This window comes from Bartonella saheliensis (assembly GCF_902162175.1).
Window position 1 is genome coordinate 90606 of sequence record NZ_LR607199.1, and the last position, 16914, is coordinate 107519.

Consider the following 16914-nt stretch of genomic DNA (forward strand, 5'->3'; position numbering starts at 1 on the left):
GGATTGCGCAGGTGAATGATCTTATGCCTTATGAGAAAGGAAGCAAAATAAATTAATCTTATGAAGCTTGCAGGTAAATTGCGAAATGCTCAATTACTATTATAAGTAATGTTTTACCGAGGGAGATTTTCATTTTGTAATGATACCTTTTGTACTGTAGAGAGCATTTTACATCTTATCTTCATGATAAATGAAAAAAAGTAGTGATAAAAAAGAAAGTTTCAGAGTCTCTTATTATAAGTCAGAGCAATATGCTGTTGTTATAGGAAAAATAAATCTGTTTGATTGTATAGATTTAGCTTAGTATTATTTTCATAAATGAGAACGAAGAGCCTATTTTTAATGCTCTGATGGACAGAATAATTATGACCAGGGTTTATTATTGAAGTATGATAGCAAAGATTCTTGGAAAATTCCTTTGATGTTGTTATTAGATCCATTTTTTTCTTTTATAATTTTCATACAAGTTTTCTTTATCTTGAAGGTGAAGTCTTATTCGTATTTTTGTAAAGTTTTTACTTTATGATAATGGAGAAAAATACAGGGTCTTTGCAGGTAGTTATGCACGTTGCAATAAGTTTCTGATTAGTAGGAATTGCTCTTCATGACACAGAGAACAATTACATTGATAGCAGGACCCACGGCGAGTGGAAAATCAAAACTTGCTTTGCAAATGGCCCAAGAAAAAAATGCTCTCATTATTAATACGGATTCCATGCAGGTTTATGATGTTCTCAATATTTTAACAGCTCGGCCGAGGGCGACTGATACTGCGATTGTTCCACATTATTTGTATGGTCATGTGAATCCTGCAGTGAACTATTCGGTAGGACAATGGTTGTCTGATGTTGAGAAGTTGTTGGTTACCTTTACATCGAGATCCATTATTTTTGTTGGTGGAACAGGACTTTATTTTCGTGCTCTTTTAGAGGGGATTTCGCAAATCCCTCATGTTCCAGATATTGTGCGGCAAAAATGGCGTTTGCTGCTTGATAAAGAGGGTGTTGCAAGTCTTTATCGCCAGTTGTTACAGATTGATGCTGTTGTTGCTGAAAAGATTTCTTCGCAAGATGGACAGCGTATTGTTCGTGCTTTGGAAGTTTATGAGGCAACCGGTGAAAAGCTCAGTTGGTGGCAGAAGCAAAAAACAACACCTCTTATTGCGTCCCATTGTGCTAAAAAAATTCTTCTCATGCCACCCCGCTCTTTGCTTTATGAACGTATTCATAAACGCTTGGACTCTATGATTGAAAGAGGGGCTTTAGAAGAGGTGATGGCCATAAAGAAACTGATGCTTTCTCCTTCGTTACCAGCGATGAAAGCGATTGGTATACCTGAATTTATGGCTTATTTAGATGGATATAGAAGCTTTGAAAATGCTCTGGAAGCGGTGAAAACACAAACAAGGAGATATGCAAAAAGACAAATGACATGGTTTCGTCATCAATTTGATGAAGAATGGAGGCTTAGTTCTTGATGAAAGAACTGGAGCTTTAAGAAGAAATTTTGAGAAAATATTAATTTTTTATTGACGAATGGGGTCAATGGAATTAAAAATTTCTTTATAAAGAGTTTTTTTATATACTTTATGCGTTGGAATAAAGGGGGAGATCATACAATATGTGTTGTGTAGAGGGCTCCTTGAGAGTCTTTTTTTATGGGCTCCGTTAGGGGCTTTTTTTATTGTCCTATCAAGTAGGTGAGTGGGAAAAATGATAAATAATCCAAGACAGCAAGAGAGTACAGATGGAAAAGTAATGTCGGGGGCTGAAATAGTGATTCAGGCTCTTATAGATCAAGGGGTTACACATATTTTTGGTTATCCTGGTGGGGCTGTTCTTCCTATTTTTGACGTTCTTTATCATCAAGATACACTCCAGCATATTTTGGTGCGTCATGAGCAAGCTGCGGGACATGCCGCTGAAGGCTATGCACGCAGCACTGGAAAGGTCGGCGTTATGCTTGTGACTTCTGGTCCAGGGGCAACGAATGCTGTGACACCTTTGCAAGATGCACTCATGGATTCTATCCCTCTTGTTTGTTTTTCTGGTCAGGTAGCGACAACGCTAATTGGAACAAATGCTTTTCAAGAGGCTGATACAGTTGGAATTACAAAGCCTTGTACGAAGCGTAATTGGTTGGTTAAAGATGTCAATGATCTTGCGAATATTATTCATGAAGCTTTTTCTCTTGCGCGTTCGGGACGCCCAGGACCGGTTTTGATTGATATTCCCAAGGATGTTCAATTTGCTTCAGGATTTTATAGAGCGCCTCAAGTTCAAGAGGCTTTGCATTCTTCTCTACCGTTGAAAGGGAATAATCGTGAGGCTATTGCAACTGCTGTTTCTCTTTTAGTTGAGGCAAAACGCCCTGTTATTTATTCTGGTGGTGGTGTTATTTCATCGGGGGAGGAGGCTATCCGGCTTTTGCGTAATTTGGTTCAATGGGGAGATTTTCCCATTACTTCAACCTTAATGGGACTTGGTGCGTATCCTGCTTCTCATAAAAATTGGCTGGGAATGCTGGGAATGCATGGAACCTATGAGGCTAATATGGCTATGCATGATTGTGATGTCATGTTGGCTGTTGGAGCACGGTTTGATGATCGTATCACGGGGCGCCTTGATGCATTTGCACCTCATGCACGTATTATTCATATTGATATTGATCCTTCTTCAATCAATAAAATTGTCAAAGCAGAAGTTCCACTTATTGGTGATGTGGGGCATGTTTTGGCAGATATAATGCAACATTTGCATGAGCAGAAATCAAAGTTTGATCAAGAAAGTCGAAAAATATGGTGGACGCAAATTAATCGCTGGAGAGCGCGTAATTCATTGGCATATATGGAAAAAAAAGATGTTATCATGCCTCAATATGCTCTTGAACGACTTTATGCACTGACCAAAGATTCTCGTGCTTATATTACAACGGATGTCGGACAGCATCAGATGTGGGCAGCGCAGTATTATCATTTTGATGAACCAAAACATTGGATGACTTCTGGTGGTCTTGGAACGATGGGGTATGGTCTTCCTGCGGCAATTGGTGTTCAAATAGCCCATCCTGATGCACTTGTTGTTTGTATCTCTGGTGATGCTTCCATTCAGATGAATATTCAAGAACTTGCAACAGCTATTCAACATGACACACCTGTAAAAATTTTTATTTTAAATAATCAGTACATGGGAATGGTTCGCCAGTGGCAGCAATTGCTGCATGGTAATCGTCTTTCTCATTCTTATACAGAATCTATGCCTGACTTTGTGAAATTGGCACAAGCTTATGGAGCGGTGGGAATTTATTGTTCAAAACCCGATGAACTTGATGATAAAATTCAGCAGATGATTGATTGTGATAAGCCTGTTCTTTTTGATTGTCGTGTTTATCATTTAGAAAACTGTTTTCCTATGATCCCATCGGGATGTGCTCATAATGAGATGTTATTACCCGATGAAGCAAGTGAGGAAACTGTTGCAAATGCTGTTTCTTCTGCGGGAAAAATTCTTGTATAAAATGAATATGTTAGCAAAATAGTGAAGGAAAGAGATGATGAACTCTTTGGAGTCTTCATCTCTGTCTCTTCTTTGTGGAGTGTTTGTATTGTCCTTAGAGATCATTTTATGATTTTCATTTTTTATTTAAAGACATGGGGCTTTATTTAAAGACATGGAGTGTATGATTATTTGTTCATCTAAAAAATGTTGTAAGTCGTGTGCCTAATGATATTTGAATTTATTGGTACGCGCTGTTTGTTTTTTTAATTCATATCTTCACATTCATAGCTATTTTGTTGCATTTTTTAGATAATACATTTTTTTAGCTCAACCGAATATTCAATACCCACCGTATGGATTATAAATAATATTGATCTAAAGTTTTCCAAAGCTTGTCTCTTTCGCTATTGCTCAACTCTCAAGTATTTTCATTTATCGTTATAATTTCTTCCCCAATTATATTTGTCTACTTTTTTATTAAGAAAAGTGAAAAAACAGTCATAAAAATTAAAATCAACCATGTTAGTAAATAAGTGTCTGTAAAATCTTGGATTAATCCAAATAATGGTGGAGCAGTCATAATTGCGATTTGATTTACAGACATCGCTAACCCTAGAGAAAAGCCAACGCTTTCTTTCGGTGAAGAGTCTACAATGTAAGCAACCCAAGGGCCATACCATCCCATTCCAAAAAAACCTAACCAAGCAGATAAAAGAGTTAAATAAATTATGGATCCACTCATGCCCAAAATTAATATTAAAAGCCCAAAAACGACTGCAATCATGCAAAACAAGACAGGAAAAAATCGTCCTTTTCTACAATGATCACTCCACGCTGCTAAAATAACTCTTCCTAAGGCACCAGAAGCTTGTGAAACAAAAAACAAATAAGCACTTTTATCTAGAGACAGGTGATAGATTCTATAAAAATAAATACTTATAAAAATAGTTAAAACGTATTGGACGATCACAAGTGAAACGCCTGAAAAAATAATATTCTTCATATGCGGCGCAGCCAGCATTGCAAGACGAGAGCTTACATTTTCATAAAACGAAATTCTTCCCCTTTTTTCTGGAACGATAGTGATATCTTTTGTTGGTGAGTGATAAAAAATAATAAAAATACATCCACCTAAAAAAGAAACGATGGCACCGACCAAAAATGCACCTTGTATGCCATAGACAAGCGCACTAGCAGGAAGAACTATCCCGGCTAATGCACCACCTAATGGTAGCCCTGCTTGCCTTATTCCCATTGCAAATCCGCGTTGTGATTGTGGAAACCATGAAGAAACAGATTTAGCACCACCGGGTTGAGCAGAACTATAAAATCCCCCTACAATGAGCAAACAAACCAAAAGGGAAATATAGTTATCTGCGATTGCTCCCAACAAAAGAGCAACAGAAACGCCGATTGCGCCAACGCCAACAATATAGCGCTCGTTAAACTTATCGAGTAATTCGCCAGCTATAAGTAACCCAATAATAGGTAGGAACTGTGCCGCTGAAGACAGCAAACCTATTTGAGAGTCACTCAGCGAGAAATCCCTCTTAAAAAATTCAGCTAAAGGACCAATTCCTTGAATAAAGAAGCAAGCTGATGCTTGAGCGATAGTGGCAACAAACAATATAATCCATCGATAATAACTTTTTTCTATAAATTTATTATTGCTCACTATGTCCCCCTCCAAATAAAGGGCCTTCGTAGCCTTTTTGAATAAGGATTGCAACAATAAATGAGGTATTTTATGCTGATTACATAAAAATCTGTCAATATGTTGCTCTTCATATGAAAGCTAAGAAATACGCTTAATTTCAGGAAATAAGCTATGATGTGTCGTGCAAATTTGATATGTTAGCGATAAAGAATAAATTTTACAAACATTGGCTAGTCGGCATTAAGTGCTCTTCATAAAAGACACTATATATATTTTGGCAAGCTTTTTCAGTATAATTCTCAAAGTTTTCTCTAGTCACATAGCCTAGATGCGGTGCGCAAAGAAACTCTCTCTGATTACAATAGTTTGCTCTCATATATTGGATTGCTGTCATAAACATCCCGCGCAAAGTCAGTAGAACTTTCCAAACTTGATATTTTTTCTATCGTTCCTTTTTCAATCAAAGTTGAACGCGCTGTGTGACAAAAATAGCATGAGGTTTCATGCTCAATAGATCATCTAATTGAATGATTTCTCTTAATTCTTCTCCTTATTTTTTAGTTTCTTTTAAAGTATGTACAATCATTTGTTGGATTATTGTAAGGGTGTGTGCTGCCATATTTCTTTGATTTGAGTGTCATGCATACTTGAAACACGCATATGTTGAAAGTTGTGATGCGAGGGAGAGTGTTAGAAGTTTTTTGCGGTCTTCGATAGGATTAAGAAACTGTTATTAAATTTTTTAATCTCCTTTTCAAAAAGCTTTGACAGCTTTATTGATTATATTCAATTTATTTTCATTGTGATATGCGCGTTTTGTTTTTATGGGTAAGGGAGCTGATTGATGGCGTAAAGTATGGAATAGAATCCATGAGATTATACTTTTCATATCTTGTATAAGGGGAATGTTTTGTCATGAAGAATTTGCAATTCTATATATTAAAAGTTTTTTTTAGCCATCCTCTTTAGTTCTCAAGATGAGGTAGCAGAAATGTATAGGCTGTTTCCATTTATTGTGTGTCTTTCATTCATTTGTTTGTCTATCTGCTGTAGGAAAGGATATTTTGCCTCACGGGGAGGTGGTGGGAGGTTAGTGCAAATTTCGCTTGGATATAAATTTAAATTATTGAAGTGTTTGCAAGATGAGCCATTGCTATAATGATTGTTCCGTGACAGGAGTGAGATGGCTTGAGATCAAAAATTCTTAAATGATAAACTTTTTCTTGAGAGTGGTTTTGTTGGCAAAATACTTGCTCTTTTTATACGAATCTTATTTTGATAAATTATGCAATTTTCGTTGGAACAAGATAATGCATTGAAAGCTGTTGCTGCATGGTTGAGGGAAGGGCGTTCTCCACTTTTTCGTCTTTTTGGCTATGCGGGAACGGGTAAGACGACGCTTGCGCGCTATTTTGCAGAGACCGTTGATGGTTCTGTCCAGTTTGCTGCTTTTACGGGCAAGGCAGCGCAGGTTTTGCGTTCTAAAGGTGCAAGCAATGCTTGTACGATTCATTCGCTAATTTATTGTCCGCGTGGAGAAGAAGAAGTTTCTGATGAAATTACGGGAAAAAAGTCTATTGCTCCAACATTTACATTAAATCGAAGAAGTGCTGCTGCACAAGCTAAACTCATTATTGTTGATGAGTGCTCAATGGTTGATGAACAATTAGCGCGTGATTTAATGAGCTTTAGAACGCCAATTCTTGTTCTTGGTGATCCAGGTCAATTGCCTCCTATCTCAGGAGGAGGATTTTTTTCTAATAGTGAGCCAGATTTTCTTCTCTCAGAAATTCATCGGCAAGCGAGAGATAATCCGATTATCCGGCTTGCTATGGACGTGCGTGAAGGACGCGATATTGCTTATGGTGACTATGGAGAAGCGCGCGTTGTGACACGTAAAGAGGTTAATCAACAATTGGTTTTGGATGCGGATCAGGTCTTGGTCGGGATTAATCGTACTCGCCACCTTTATAATCAGCGTTTGCGTATGTTAAAGGGATTTACAGCAGATTATCCACAAGCTGGAGATAAGCTTGTGTGTTTGCGAAATGATCCTCCTAAAGGTTTGTTAAATGGCTCTTTATGGAAGGTGATGACTTCACAGAAGGAGACAGTAAAACCAAGTATTAATCTTCTTGTGAAACCAGAAGAAAGTGAGCGTGGGGTAACAAAGATTAAACTTTTAAAAGCAGCCTTTGAAAACCCTGACCAGGAAATTTCGTGGGCATTAAAAAAGCGATATGACGATTTTGATTATGGGTATGCTTTGACGGTTCATAAAGCGCAAGGTTCTCAATGGAATAATGTCGTTTTGTTTGATGAAAGTTTTGCCTTTCGTGATATGTATGCACGCTGGCTTTATACGGGCATTACTCGTGCAGCAGAGCGTTTAACGATTGTTCGATAGAAAAAATATGTGTATCATCCAAGTTTCAGGTAGAAAACGCCTTTTTTCTATCTTGTTACACACTGTAGAAAATGGAAATGGGCATGGCAGTAAAACTTTCGGTTAATCTTAATGCTGTTGCTGTTTTGCGTAATCGACGTAATCTTCCGTGGCCAAGTATCAAGAATATTGGTCATATAGCGCTTGCTGCTGGAGCGGCAGGTTTGACGGTTCATCCGCGCCCCGATGAAAGGCATATTCGTTTTGCGGATTTGCCAGATATATACGGTTTAATAAAGAACACTTTTCCTACGGCTGAGTTTAATATTGAAGGTTATCCAAGTGAGCAGTTTTTGGGTATTGCTGAAAACTATGCTGACCAGATCACTCTTGTTCCTGATGATCCAGATCAATCAACATCTGATCATGGGTGGGATTTTGCTCAGAATGCAGAATTTTTAGCCCCTATTATTCAGCGTTTAAAGGAAAAAAAAATTCGTGTATCACTATTTGCTAATCCTTCTATTGATGGTCTTGATATTGCTAAAGCAATAGGGGCTGATCGTGTAGAATTTTATACGGGACCTTATGGTGGTGCATTTCAGAATAAAATAAAACAAGATCAAGAGCTCGATAAACTTGTTTTAGCCGCAAAAAAAGCAAAAGAGTTACAGTTAGGTATGAATGCTGGACATGATCTAACGATTATGAATCTTCCTGCTCTGATCAAAAATATTCCCTGGCTTGATGAAGTTTCTATTGGCCATGGGCTTATTGCTGATGCGTTGGAGTATGGAATACATGAGACTGTTCGGCGTTTTCTCCGGTTATTATCTTAATCCTTTTCTCTCCATAAAATTGGAAAAGAAATTTTTATAAAGCTCAGTTTATCTTAAAAAAAAATAATTTTATATCTGTTTAAATAAATAGTCCTGTTAGCACGTATTATAAATATTCTATTCTTTTTATAAATGAGATCAATGCAATACGCGTTGCTGTAACATTTGGAGAAAAAACTAGAGTGATAATATCAACTTATCGTTTTAGGAAGGAAATAGGGCCTAATAAATCTTAGACTTTTACAAATTTTAGGCTAGGACTTCTTGAAAAGAGCTCGAGTATAGTGAGATATTTTTTTAATGCGTGGGTGAATAACATAAGAGTGCTCCATTTTGGGCTTTTTGTTTTGTGTGACAGGCGAGGCTATTAGAGAATATAAAAAGTAAAAGTTGTAAAGGAATGTATATTTTTTGTTATTTCAGAGATATTGTTATATATATGTTTTTGAAGGCTGCCTTAAAACAACGCTTGTTATTTTGTAATTTTTCTTGCTATCCATATTAATTTGGTTCATGCTAGAAGTTATATGTTGTATCTTAATTTTTAGGCTATAACGTTTTGTTGTGCGATAGAAGAATAAAATCTTAGCAGATATATTTTCTTTAGAAATCTTGTTTTGTGTAAGTATCGCCTTTGTAGGACAGCAGTTGAAGTTTATTTGGGGATTCATATATGTTTTGGGAATATTTGGGGGGCTACAGTTTTTCTATGCAATATGTAAACTTTAAAAGATTATTCAATTGCTGTGTTTTTATAAGCAGCATTTTTTATCTTTATGAGTGTGCAATGCACTAAAGATAATGTTTCTTATTTAATGAAAATAATCTGAAATCCAGTTTAAATAGAGAAAGAAGGAAGTATTTTTATGCGTGTTTATTATGATCGTGATGCGGATGTTAATCTTATTAAAGGAAGAAAAGTGGCCATTATTGGTTATGGTTCTCAAGGGCGTGCGCACGCTTTAAATTTGAAAGATTCCGGCGTCCAAAATGTGCAAATAGCTTTGCGTTCAGGGTCGGAAACAGTTAAAAAGGCTAAGGCTGATGGTTTTGAAGTGGTGAGTGTTGCTGAAGCAGCAAAATGGGCAGATCTCATCATGATGGCAACACCAGATGAGTTACAAGCTGATATTTATAAAGAGCATATTCATGGCCATTTACGTGATGGGGCGGCGATTGCTTTTGCCCATGGTTTAAGCATTCATTTTGGCTTGATTGAACCTAAAAAAACCGTTGATATTGTGATGATTGCTCCTAAAGGTCCAGGGCATACAGTTCGTCATGAATACCAACGGGGTTGTGGTGTTCCTTGCTTAATAGCGGTGGCACAAGATGCTTCGGGGCATGCTCATAGTGTAGCATTATCTTATGCATGTGGACTTGGTGGTGGACGTGCTGGGGTGATTGAAACAACATTTAAAGAAGAGTGTGAAACGGATCTTTTTGGTGAACAAGCGGTTCTGTGTGGTGGTCTTGTTGAGCTGATTCGAGCAGGGTATGAAACACTAACACAAGCAGGTTATGCACCAGAAATGGCTTATTTTGAGTGTTTACATGAGGTTAAACTGATTGTTGATCTCATGTATGAAGGGGGCATTGCAAATATGAATTATTCTATTTCTAATACAGCTGAATGGGGTGAATACATGTCTGGTCCACGTGTGATTACGGATGAAACCAGGGCAGAAATGAAACGTATATTGAAAGATATTCAAACAGGTAAATTTACATCAAATTGGATTCAAGAATATAAGGCAGGTGCGGCTCATTTTAAAAGTATGCGGCGTTTAAACGATAATCATCCTATTGAAGAAGTTGGTAAAAAACTTCGTGCTATGATGCCTTGGATAAAATCTAACGCTTTGGTTGATAAAGAACGTAATTGAAGTCTCCTCGGAGATATTTTATCACCGTTATAATTTTATAGACAAATATCAAAAAAGGGTAACTTGAGTTACCCTTTTTTATAGGTTTTCTTGTAACAAAATCTTTATTGTTTAAAGAGCTTTATTTTTTAAGTTTTTGCATAATTCTTTCTTCCAAAAAGAAAATATACAATGCCTAAAAATATAAACCATACTGGAATGTATTTTAAAGCTATGGCAGTATCTGGCTCTAATGACAATAAATAAATAATGAATGCAAAGAAAACGAGAAGCGCCCAACACATAACAATACCTCCAGGCATTTTATAAGGAGAGACAGTGTGCTGGAGAGGACGATTGCGACGATAGACAATATAGCTAATTAAAATGATAGACCACACAAATATAAATAACGTTGCGGCAATTGTCGTAACAATTGTAAAAGCAGCTATGAGGGTTTGAGATAACGTTATAACTGCATAACCTAATAAGATGCATAAACATGAAAAGAATAATGCGTTGGCTGGAACGTGATTACGAGAAAGTTTCCCTAAAAATTTAGGTGCTCCTTTTTGTGTTGCTAGCCCATATACCATACGGCTGGTAGAAAAAATTCCACTATTTGCGGAAGAAGCGGCTGCTGTAAGGGCAACAAAGTTCATTAAACCAGCTGCAGTTGGAATACCAATAAGTGCATACATTGTTACAAAAGGGCTTTTCTCTGGACTGATTTGATCCCAAGGCGTCACAGACATAATCACGAGAAGAGAGAAAAGATAAAAGAATACAATGCGGACTGGTATTGAATTGACAGCTTGTGGTAGGGCTTTTTGAGGCTCTTTTACTTCAGCAGCAGCTGTTCCTGCCAGCTCAATGCCAACAAAAGCAAAAATAGCAATTTGAAATCCAGCAAAAAAACCAGTAATTCCTCGTGGGAAAAGATTTCCTCCATTCCATATATTGCTAAGGGAAGCAATCGTACCGTTTGGAGAGATAAAACCGGTGAAGATCATATAAAATCCCACAACAATTAAAACTAAAATTGCTATAATTTTGATAAAGCCAAACCAAAATTCAAGTTCTCCAAAGAGTTTGACGGCGACGAGGTTAAGGATTAAAAAGGACATAAGGCCAATGATAACAGGAAGCCATGGATTGAGTTCAGGCCACCAAAAGTGTGCATAACTGACAATAGCAATAATTTCAGCAGTTCCAGTGACAATCCAACACAACCAGTATGTCCAGCCGATAAAGAATCCGGCACATGGCCCCAGAAGATCGGTCGAGAAGTCAATAAAAGATCGATATTGCGTATTAGAAAGCAATAATTCTCCCATCGCACGCATGACAAAGTATAGGGCACAACCAATAATCGCATAAACGAGGAGGATTGAGGGACCTGCTACACTGATTGTTTTTCCTGATCCCATAAAGAGACCTGTTCCAATCGCTCCACCAAGAGCTATAAGTTGTATGTGGCGATTATGGAGTCCACGTTGCAACTTCTTCTTAGTTTTTTTTTCTAAATTCTGTTTGTTCATTTTTGGGAAGTTCCCTTTAGTTATTTTAAAATAAAAATTATCCTAATAAAGTCAATCTCTTCTATCGGAACACGATATGGCTGATTAGTAAAGGAATTTTTTTCTATTATTTTATTTAAATAAAGAAAAAATTTATAATTTAATGAAATAATTATTTTATATAGAATTTATGTCATATAAACTTTAGTATAAAATTTTAATTTATTGTTATTTATACATATTTATATTAAAATTATATTATATAAATAATAATGATTTACTTGTTACTATTTATAATTTTTATATTTTAATTTTATATTCATAATAACTATAATTAATATATAATAATATAATAAAATAGTATTGAAAAAATAAGAATCTATAGTTTATTTAAAAAGTATTTTTATATAAAAAATTTCAGGGATTTTAGGTAAAATCTAAATATGTTTTAATAAATAATGTAGGTGAAGTTTATAGAAAATTCTTTATAGAATAGCTCGTGCCTTATCCTATTATGTCCTGCCCCCTTGTTTAGAGCAGTGATAAAGCATAGAAAATTTTATATATTAGGTATTTTATGTGGTCAGTACTTAGGGGAGAGGTTACCCATAGAGCTTTATGTAGGTGAACCATATAAGCGATCAGCAGCATTTCCTTTAACAGGTCAGATTGTTTACAAACCGGTGCTAGGAAAAATCCGCTTTTAAGGTGTCAAAGAAGATTTAGTAAAAAAAAAAGAGTAACCTTAGTTACCCTTTTTTGAGACGTTTTGTATAGATTTTATTTATTTTTTTGGGGCAATTTTTTTCTTATAAACATAAAATACATTATGCCTAAGAAAATAAACCAGAAGATACTGTACTTTAAAGCTGTGAAGGTATCATGTTCTAATGTCAACAAATAGAGCATGAAAGCAAAAAATACTAACACAATCCCACACATGATGACACCACCTGGCATTTTGTAGACGGACTCAGCATGTAAATGAGGGTGATTGCGACGATACACAATATAGCTAATCAAAATGACAGACCATACGAATAAAAATGCAATGGCTGAAATGCAGGTCACAATTGTAAAAGCACTTATGATGCTTGGAGATGATGATGCAATTGTATATCCTACTAAAATACATAAGCAAGAAAAGAAGAGGGCATTGGCTGGAACACGGTATTTAGAAAGCTTGCCCAAAATTGGAGGGGCACCTTTTTGTGTTGCAAGCCCGTATATCATGCGGCTCGTCGAAAAAATACCACTATTGGCTGAAGAGGCAGCCGAGGTGAGAACAACAAAATTGACTAAACCCGCAGCTATTGGAATGCCTGCAAGCCAAAACATCGAGACAAAGGGGCTTTTTTCTGGAACAATTTGATTCCAAGGTGTAACGGACATAATCACAGCAAGAGAAAGGATGTAAAAAAGTACAATACGCACAGGTATTGCATTAATTGCTTTAGGGAGAACTTTTTTAGGTTCTTTGACTTCAGCTGCTGTTGTTCCAGCAATTTCTATCCCAACAAAAGAAAAAATGGCAATTTGAAATCCAGCAAAAAAACCTGTAATTCCTCGGGGGAATATATCTCCGCCATTCCATACGTGACTGAGAGAAGCAACCGTACCATTTGGAGAGGTAAAGCCTGTAGCGATCATATAAAATCCAACAATAACTAATGCTAAAATTGCTACAACTTTAATAAGACCAAACCAGAATTCAAGTTCACCGAAAAACTTTACGGCAAGGAGGTTAAGGACTAAAAAGAAACCAATGCACGCAAAAACAACAATCCATGGATTAAGTGTTGGCCACCAGAAATGCATATAGTTAATGATAGCAATAATATCTGCCGCTCCAGTTACAACCCAGCTTAACCAATAGTTCCAGCCAACAAAAAAAGCGATTCCCGGTCCTAGCATATCGGTTGAAAAATCAATAAGAGACCGATATTGTGGATTAGAAAGCAATAATTCTCCCATCGCACGCATGACAAAGTATAGGGCACATCCAATAATAGCATAAACAAGTATGATAGAAGGGCCTGCTACACTAATTGTTTTTCCTGATCCCATGAAGAGTCCCGTTCCAATAGCCCCACCAAGGGCTATAAGTTGTACGTGACGGTTATCAAGGCCACGTTGTAGTTTCTTTTGAGGATCATCTTTTAAATTTTGTTTACGGTTCATTTTTTGGGGGTTCCCTTTGAATTATTTTGAGATTAAATGACACTAAAAAGGTATATTTCGTATCGAAGCATGATATAAATGAGGTGTAAAGAAAAAAAACATTTTTTATGATTTTGTGTGGATAAAGAAAAGAATATGGTTTTGAAAAAAGAGAATGTTTTTCTCTCGAAATAACATAACAGGTATTTGAAGAGGGCGCTTTTTATTGTTTTAATAACAAATAAATGGCTCATAAAAAGGACTCGATAAAGAGTACTCCTTTAAAATTATTTCAAAAACTTATTAGGAATTTTTACGATCTTATAAAATCTATCTTTTGTAATCAGTATATTGTTATGATTCATAATAGAGAGCGCTTTGGTTTTTCCTCAAGGAGCGTTAGAGAATTGTCATTTTAATTTAAGGAAAAGTCTTTAACGATAGAAAATATAAATGCTTTCTAAAATTATTTTTTTATTTTTATGATGCAATCATAGGTAAAAAGGAGCTCTTTTCTTTTAAAGTGATGAATTAAGAGTTTCATTTAGATATTGATAAAATATTGTAAAAAAATTCATATTGTTTATATATGAGTTCTTTAGATTATGAGAGACAAATGCAGCGTCATTCATTTTTACAAAGAAAATAAGAAAGAATAGGCGATTGTATAAACTCTGTTAGAGGTTAAAATATTCATAACGATAGACAGAATCACGGAATTAGCTTTGCGATCTCTTATCAAAGAGGAAGTGTTATCCAAAGAAAATGAAAAAAGAAAATAGAGACAAAACTGTTCCTGTCGCTATATTAATGCATCCTTTTATTTTTTTCTTTTTTAAAGTGGTGCGAGCAAATGATATAAAAATGGTCATTAAAGTAAACCATGCAAAGATATTAAAGGAATGTATCGTTACAAGTTCAAAACCTTTTTTATGACCGCCGCCAGACGCCAAAAATTTAGGAAAGGCCGCTATATAGAACATAGATACTTTAGGATTGAGTATTTGTGTCATAAAACCATCTACGTAGCTGGTTAAAAACTTCACTTTAGCTTCAGTATTCTTTTCATTTTTTTGTATTATTTCTTTTGAGTTTAAGGTGTTAATTCCAGATTTAATCGATTTAATGCCCATATATAATAAATAGCAGCTCCCCATGAGCTTTACCAAAAAAAAGAGCGTTTTGTTATTGAGAACAATTGCTGATACACCTAGTATGGAAAATGCACCATGCGCGTATGTTGCTGTACACAATCCTAAAACATTAGCAAATGCATTCTTTTTCCCCAATCTCGCTGCATTATCAATGATAAGGGCCATATTTGGCCCTGGTGAGATGACTAAAAAAAATGAAACGATGAAAAAGGTCAGTATTTGATGATTCATTTTACTTTTAGCTCTGAAATTAATTGATCTTCGAGATATAGTTCTATTTCATCAAATGAGGAAAGTTTTCCTACGCCTTGTGGAGTGCCTGTATATATGATATCACCATCTCTTAGCTGAGTGTAGTGACTTAAAAATGATATTATTTTTTCAAAGCTAAAGATCATATTTTTCGTATTGCCAACTTGCCTCGTTTCACCATTCAACTTCATTGTAAAGGCTATTGGGGCATTCATTTTTTCTTTTTTTATGAAGTCAGAGACGTATGCAGCTCCTTTAAAGCCTTTAGATAAAAGCCAAGGAAGCTTTTTTTCTTTTAGTTTCGTTTGCAAATCTCTAGCGGTTAGATCAAGACCTATTGCTACAGCATCATAACATTCTTCAGCTTCTCTCTCATTGACCATAAAGGTATCCTTTGAGATTCTGAGTACAATTTCAGTTTCGAAATGTATTTCTTTGGAAAAATTAGGGAGATCAATTTGATTTCCTAAGATGAGAGAGCTATTCGGTTTGCTAAATATAACGGGTTCATCTTCTATAACATTACCTAGTTCATGGGCATGTTCCACATAATTGCGTCCAACGCAGTAAATATTATTAATCATAGAAAACCCCCAAGTTTTTTTCTTTTTATATAGAAAAGATATCACTAAGGAAACAATATTTTTCCTTATATCTGTCTGTAAGCTTTGTAAAAAATATGTATTATGTGGATTAATGACCAATTTTGATGATAAACAATGTCAGTATTGTCTCTCTAAGCTTTAATAAGAGGGGCGCTATTGGGCGGTCCTTACGGGGAAACATCAAGGAATGCGTAGGGAGCTCTGGATTTTCGCTTGGATGCTTTTCTAAGATATCAAAATTGCTGAGAATTTTTTCTCTTGCTGTGTTCACTAAATGGCATTTTTCTTCATCTTTTTAAGGAATTCTGAATTAATTATTCCCATATGTTTGGGTGGTAAGAAGGTGGTGTAGTAATACCACATCAGATCATTCTAGATGCGCATTCAATATCTCTTAAAAGTTTGAAATTGCGTGATTTTGCAAGATCTTCATCAGGAAAGTTGTATTCATTTAAAGAGTTGAAGAAATAAAATTGAGTACCCAAATTAGCTAGTTTTTTAACTCACTTATTTTCGTTATTCTATCGGTTATAGCGATTTTCATCATAGATATATGATGTGCTCCTTTCAATATTATATCTGTCAATCATGTGCATACTTACAAATGTATGATCATCTTTATAAATCTCTTCAAGTATGTGATTTCCTTGTATTTCTTTTTCAGCTACATATACAATAACTTTGCCAATTATCGGAAAAAAGATAAGGAATAGCTCCTTAAGAAATATAAAAAAAAATCTCAAATTTTACAGAAAATAGAGTGTTGCTCAAAGCCGTCTTCATGAATTAAGTGAACGCATCAGTGATGGTAATTTAATGTTTAAAAAGCTTTCTTGATATGAAGATGACAGGGTGTTTTAATAAAGAAATAATAAATAACTATTATATATCAATATGTTGTATAAAATTATCATTTTTAATATTAATAATCATTTACAAATGATTTTGTATCATTTTCTCTTTTAGAGCTCTTTACAAA

General features: G+C 35.5%; 11 protein-coding genes. 5 read left to right on the plus strand and 6 right to left on the minus strand.

Going from position 1 to position 16914, the window contains the following annotated elements; translation table 11 throughout:
• Positions 1-604 precede the first annotated feature (604 nt).
• Together miaA and FS875_RS03310 are read left to right on the plus strand one after the other, a co-directional pair.
• Positions 605-1477 carry a tRNA (adenosine(37)-N6)-dimethylallyltransferase MiaA gene (miaA, locus tag FS875_RS03305; RefSeq protein ID WP_144753008.1) on the plus strand — a complete coding sequence of 291 codons (873 nt, stop codon included), beginning with the start codon at positions 605-607 and terminating at the stop codon, positions 1475-1477.
• Between the two features lie 235 nt (positions 1478-1712).
• Positions 1713-3515 carry an acetolactate synthase 3 large subunit gene (locus FS875_RS03310; RefSeq protein ID WP_144753011.1) on the plus strand — a complete coding sequence of 601 codons (1803 nt, stop codon included), beginning with the start codon at positions 1713-1715 and terminating at the stop codon, positions 3513-3515.
• A 448-nt stretch (positions 3516-3963) separates the two neighbouring features.
• Here the strand turns inward: FS875_RS03310 and FS875_RS03315 are convergent, their stop codons facing one another.
• A complete protein-coding gene (locus FS875_RS03315) occupies positions 3964-5172 on the minus strand; it encodes an MFS transporter (protein WP_144753014.1) in 1209 nt (402 codons plus the stop codon).
• A gap of 1267 nt (positions 5173-6439) precedes the next feature.
• Here FS875_RS03315 and FS875_RS03325 point away from each other — a divergent pair.
• From FS875_RS03325 to ilvC, 3 genes are all read left to right on the plus strand, one after another.
• The gene (locus FS875_RS03325) at positions 6440-7561 is read left to right on the plus strand and encodes an ATP-dependent DNA helicase (RefSeq protein ID WP_144753017.1); all 1122 of its coding nucleotides are present in this window, start codon (positions 6440-6442) and stop codon (positions 7559-7561) included.
• Positions 7562-7644: 83 nt separating this feature from the next.
• Entirely contained in the window at positions 7645-8379 is a 735-nt protein-coding gene (locus tag FS875_RS03330; protein ID WP_144753021.1) for a pyridoxine 5'-phosphate synthase, read from the plus strand.
• Positions 8380-9245: 866 nt separating this feature from the next.
• Entirely contained in the window at positions 9246-10265 is a 1020-nt protein-coding gene (ilvC, locus tag FS875_RS03335; RefSeq protein ID WP_144753024.1) for a ketol-acid reductoisomerase, read from the plus strand.
• Between the two features lie 128 nt (positions 10266-10393).
• Here the strand turns inward: ilvC and FS875_RS03340 are convergent, their stop codons facing one another.
• The 5 genes from FS875_RS03340 to FS875_RS10960 form a co-directional block, all read right to left on the minus strand.
• Entirely contained in the window at positions 10394-11785 is a 1392-nt protein-coding gene (locus tag FS875_RS03340; RefSeq protein ID WP_144753027.1) for an amino acid permease, read from the minus strand.
• Between the two features lie 759 nt (positions 11786-12544).
• Positions 12545-13945, minus strand: coding sequence for an amino acid permease (locus FS875_RS03345; protein WP_144753030.1), 1401 nt, complete (start codon positions 13943-13945; stop codon positions 12545-12547).
• Positions 13946-14676: 731 nt separating this feature from the next.
• On the minus strand, positions 14677-15309 hold the full coding sequence (locus tag FS875_RS03350; protein ID WP_139413425.1) for a LysE family translocator: 633 nt from the start codon (positions 15307-15309) through the stop codon (positions 14677-14679).
• Entirely contained in the window at positions 15306-15914 is a 609-nt protein-coding gene (locus FS875_RS03355; protein ID WP_144753034.1) for a fumarylacetoacetate hydrolase family protein, read from the minus strand. Before FS875_RS03355 ends, FS875_RS03350 begins: the two co-directional genes overlap by 4 nt.
• 542 nt (positions 15915-16456) lie before the next feature.
• Positions 16457-16678 carry a 2OG-Fe dioxygenase family protein gene (locus tag FS875_RS10960; RefSeq protein WP_144753037.1) on the minus strand — a complete coding sequence of 74 codons (222 nt, stop codon included), beginning with the start codon at positions 16676-16678 and terminating at the stop codon, positions 16457-16459.
• Positions 16679-16914 lie beyond the last annotated feature (236 nt).

Excerpts from the sequence above, each read along its gene's own strand:
- miaA (WP_144753008.1), top strand. The coding sequence starts at position 605 with ATGACACAGAGAACAATTACATTGATAGCAGGACCCACGGCGAGTGGA.
- FS875_RS03310 (WP_144753011.1), top strand. The coding sequence starts at position 1,713 with ATGATAAATAATCCAAGACAGCAAGAGAGTACAGATGGAAAAGTAATG.
- FS875_RS03325 (WP_144753017.1), top strand. The coding sequence starts at position 6,440 with ATGCAATTTTCGTTGGAACAAGATAATGCATTGAAAGCTGTTGCTGCA.
- FS875_RS03330 (WP_144753021.1), top strand. The coding sequence starts at position 7,645 with ATGGCAGTAAAACTTTCGGTTAATCTTAATGCTGTTGCTGTTTTGCGT.
- ilvC (WP_144753024.1), top strand. The coding sequence starts at position 9,246 with ATGCGTGTTTATTATGATCGTGATGCGGATGTTAATCTTATTAAAGGA.
- FS875_RS03340 (WP_144753027.1), bottom strand. The coding sequence starts at position 11,785 with ATGAACAAACAGAATTTAGAAAAAAAAACTAAGAAGAAGTTGCAACGT.
- FS875_RS03345 (WP_144753030.1), bottom strand. The coding sequence starts at position 13,945 with ATGAACCGTAAACAAAATTTAAAAGATGATCCTCAAAAGAAACTACAA.
- FS875_RS03350 (WP_139413425.1), bottom strand. The coding sequence starts at position 15,309 with ATGAATCATCAAATACTGACCTTTTTCATCGTTTCATTTTTTTTAGTC.
- FS875_RS03355 (WP_144753034.1), bottom strand. The coding sequence starts at position 15,914 with ATGATTAATAATATTTACTGCGTTGGACGCAATTATGTGGAACATGCC.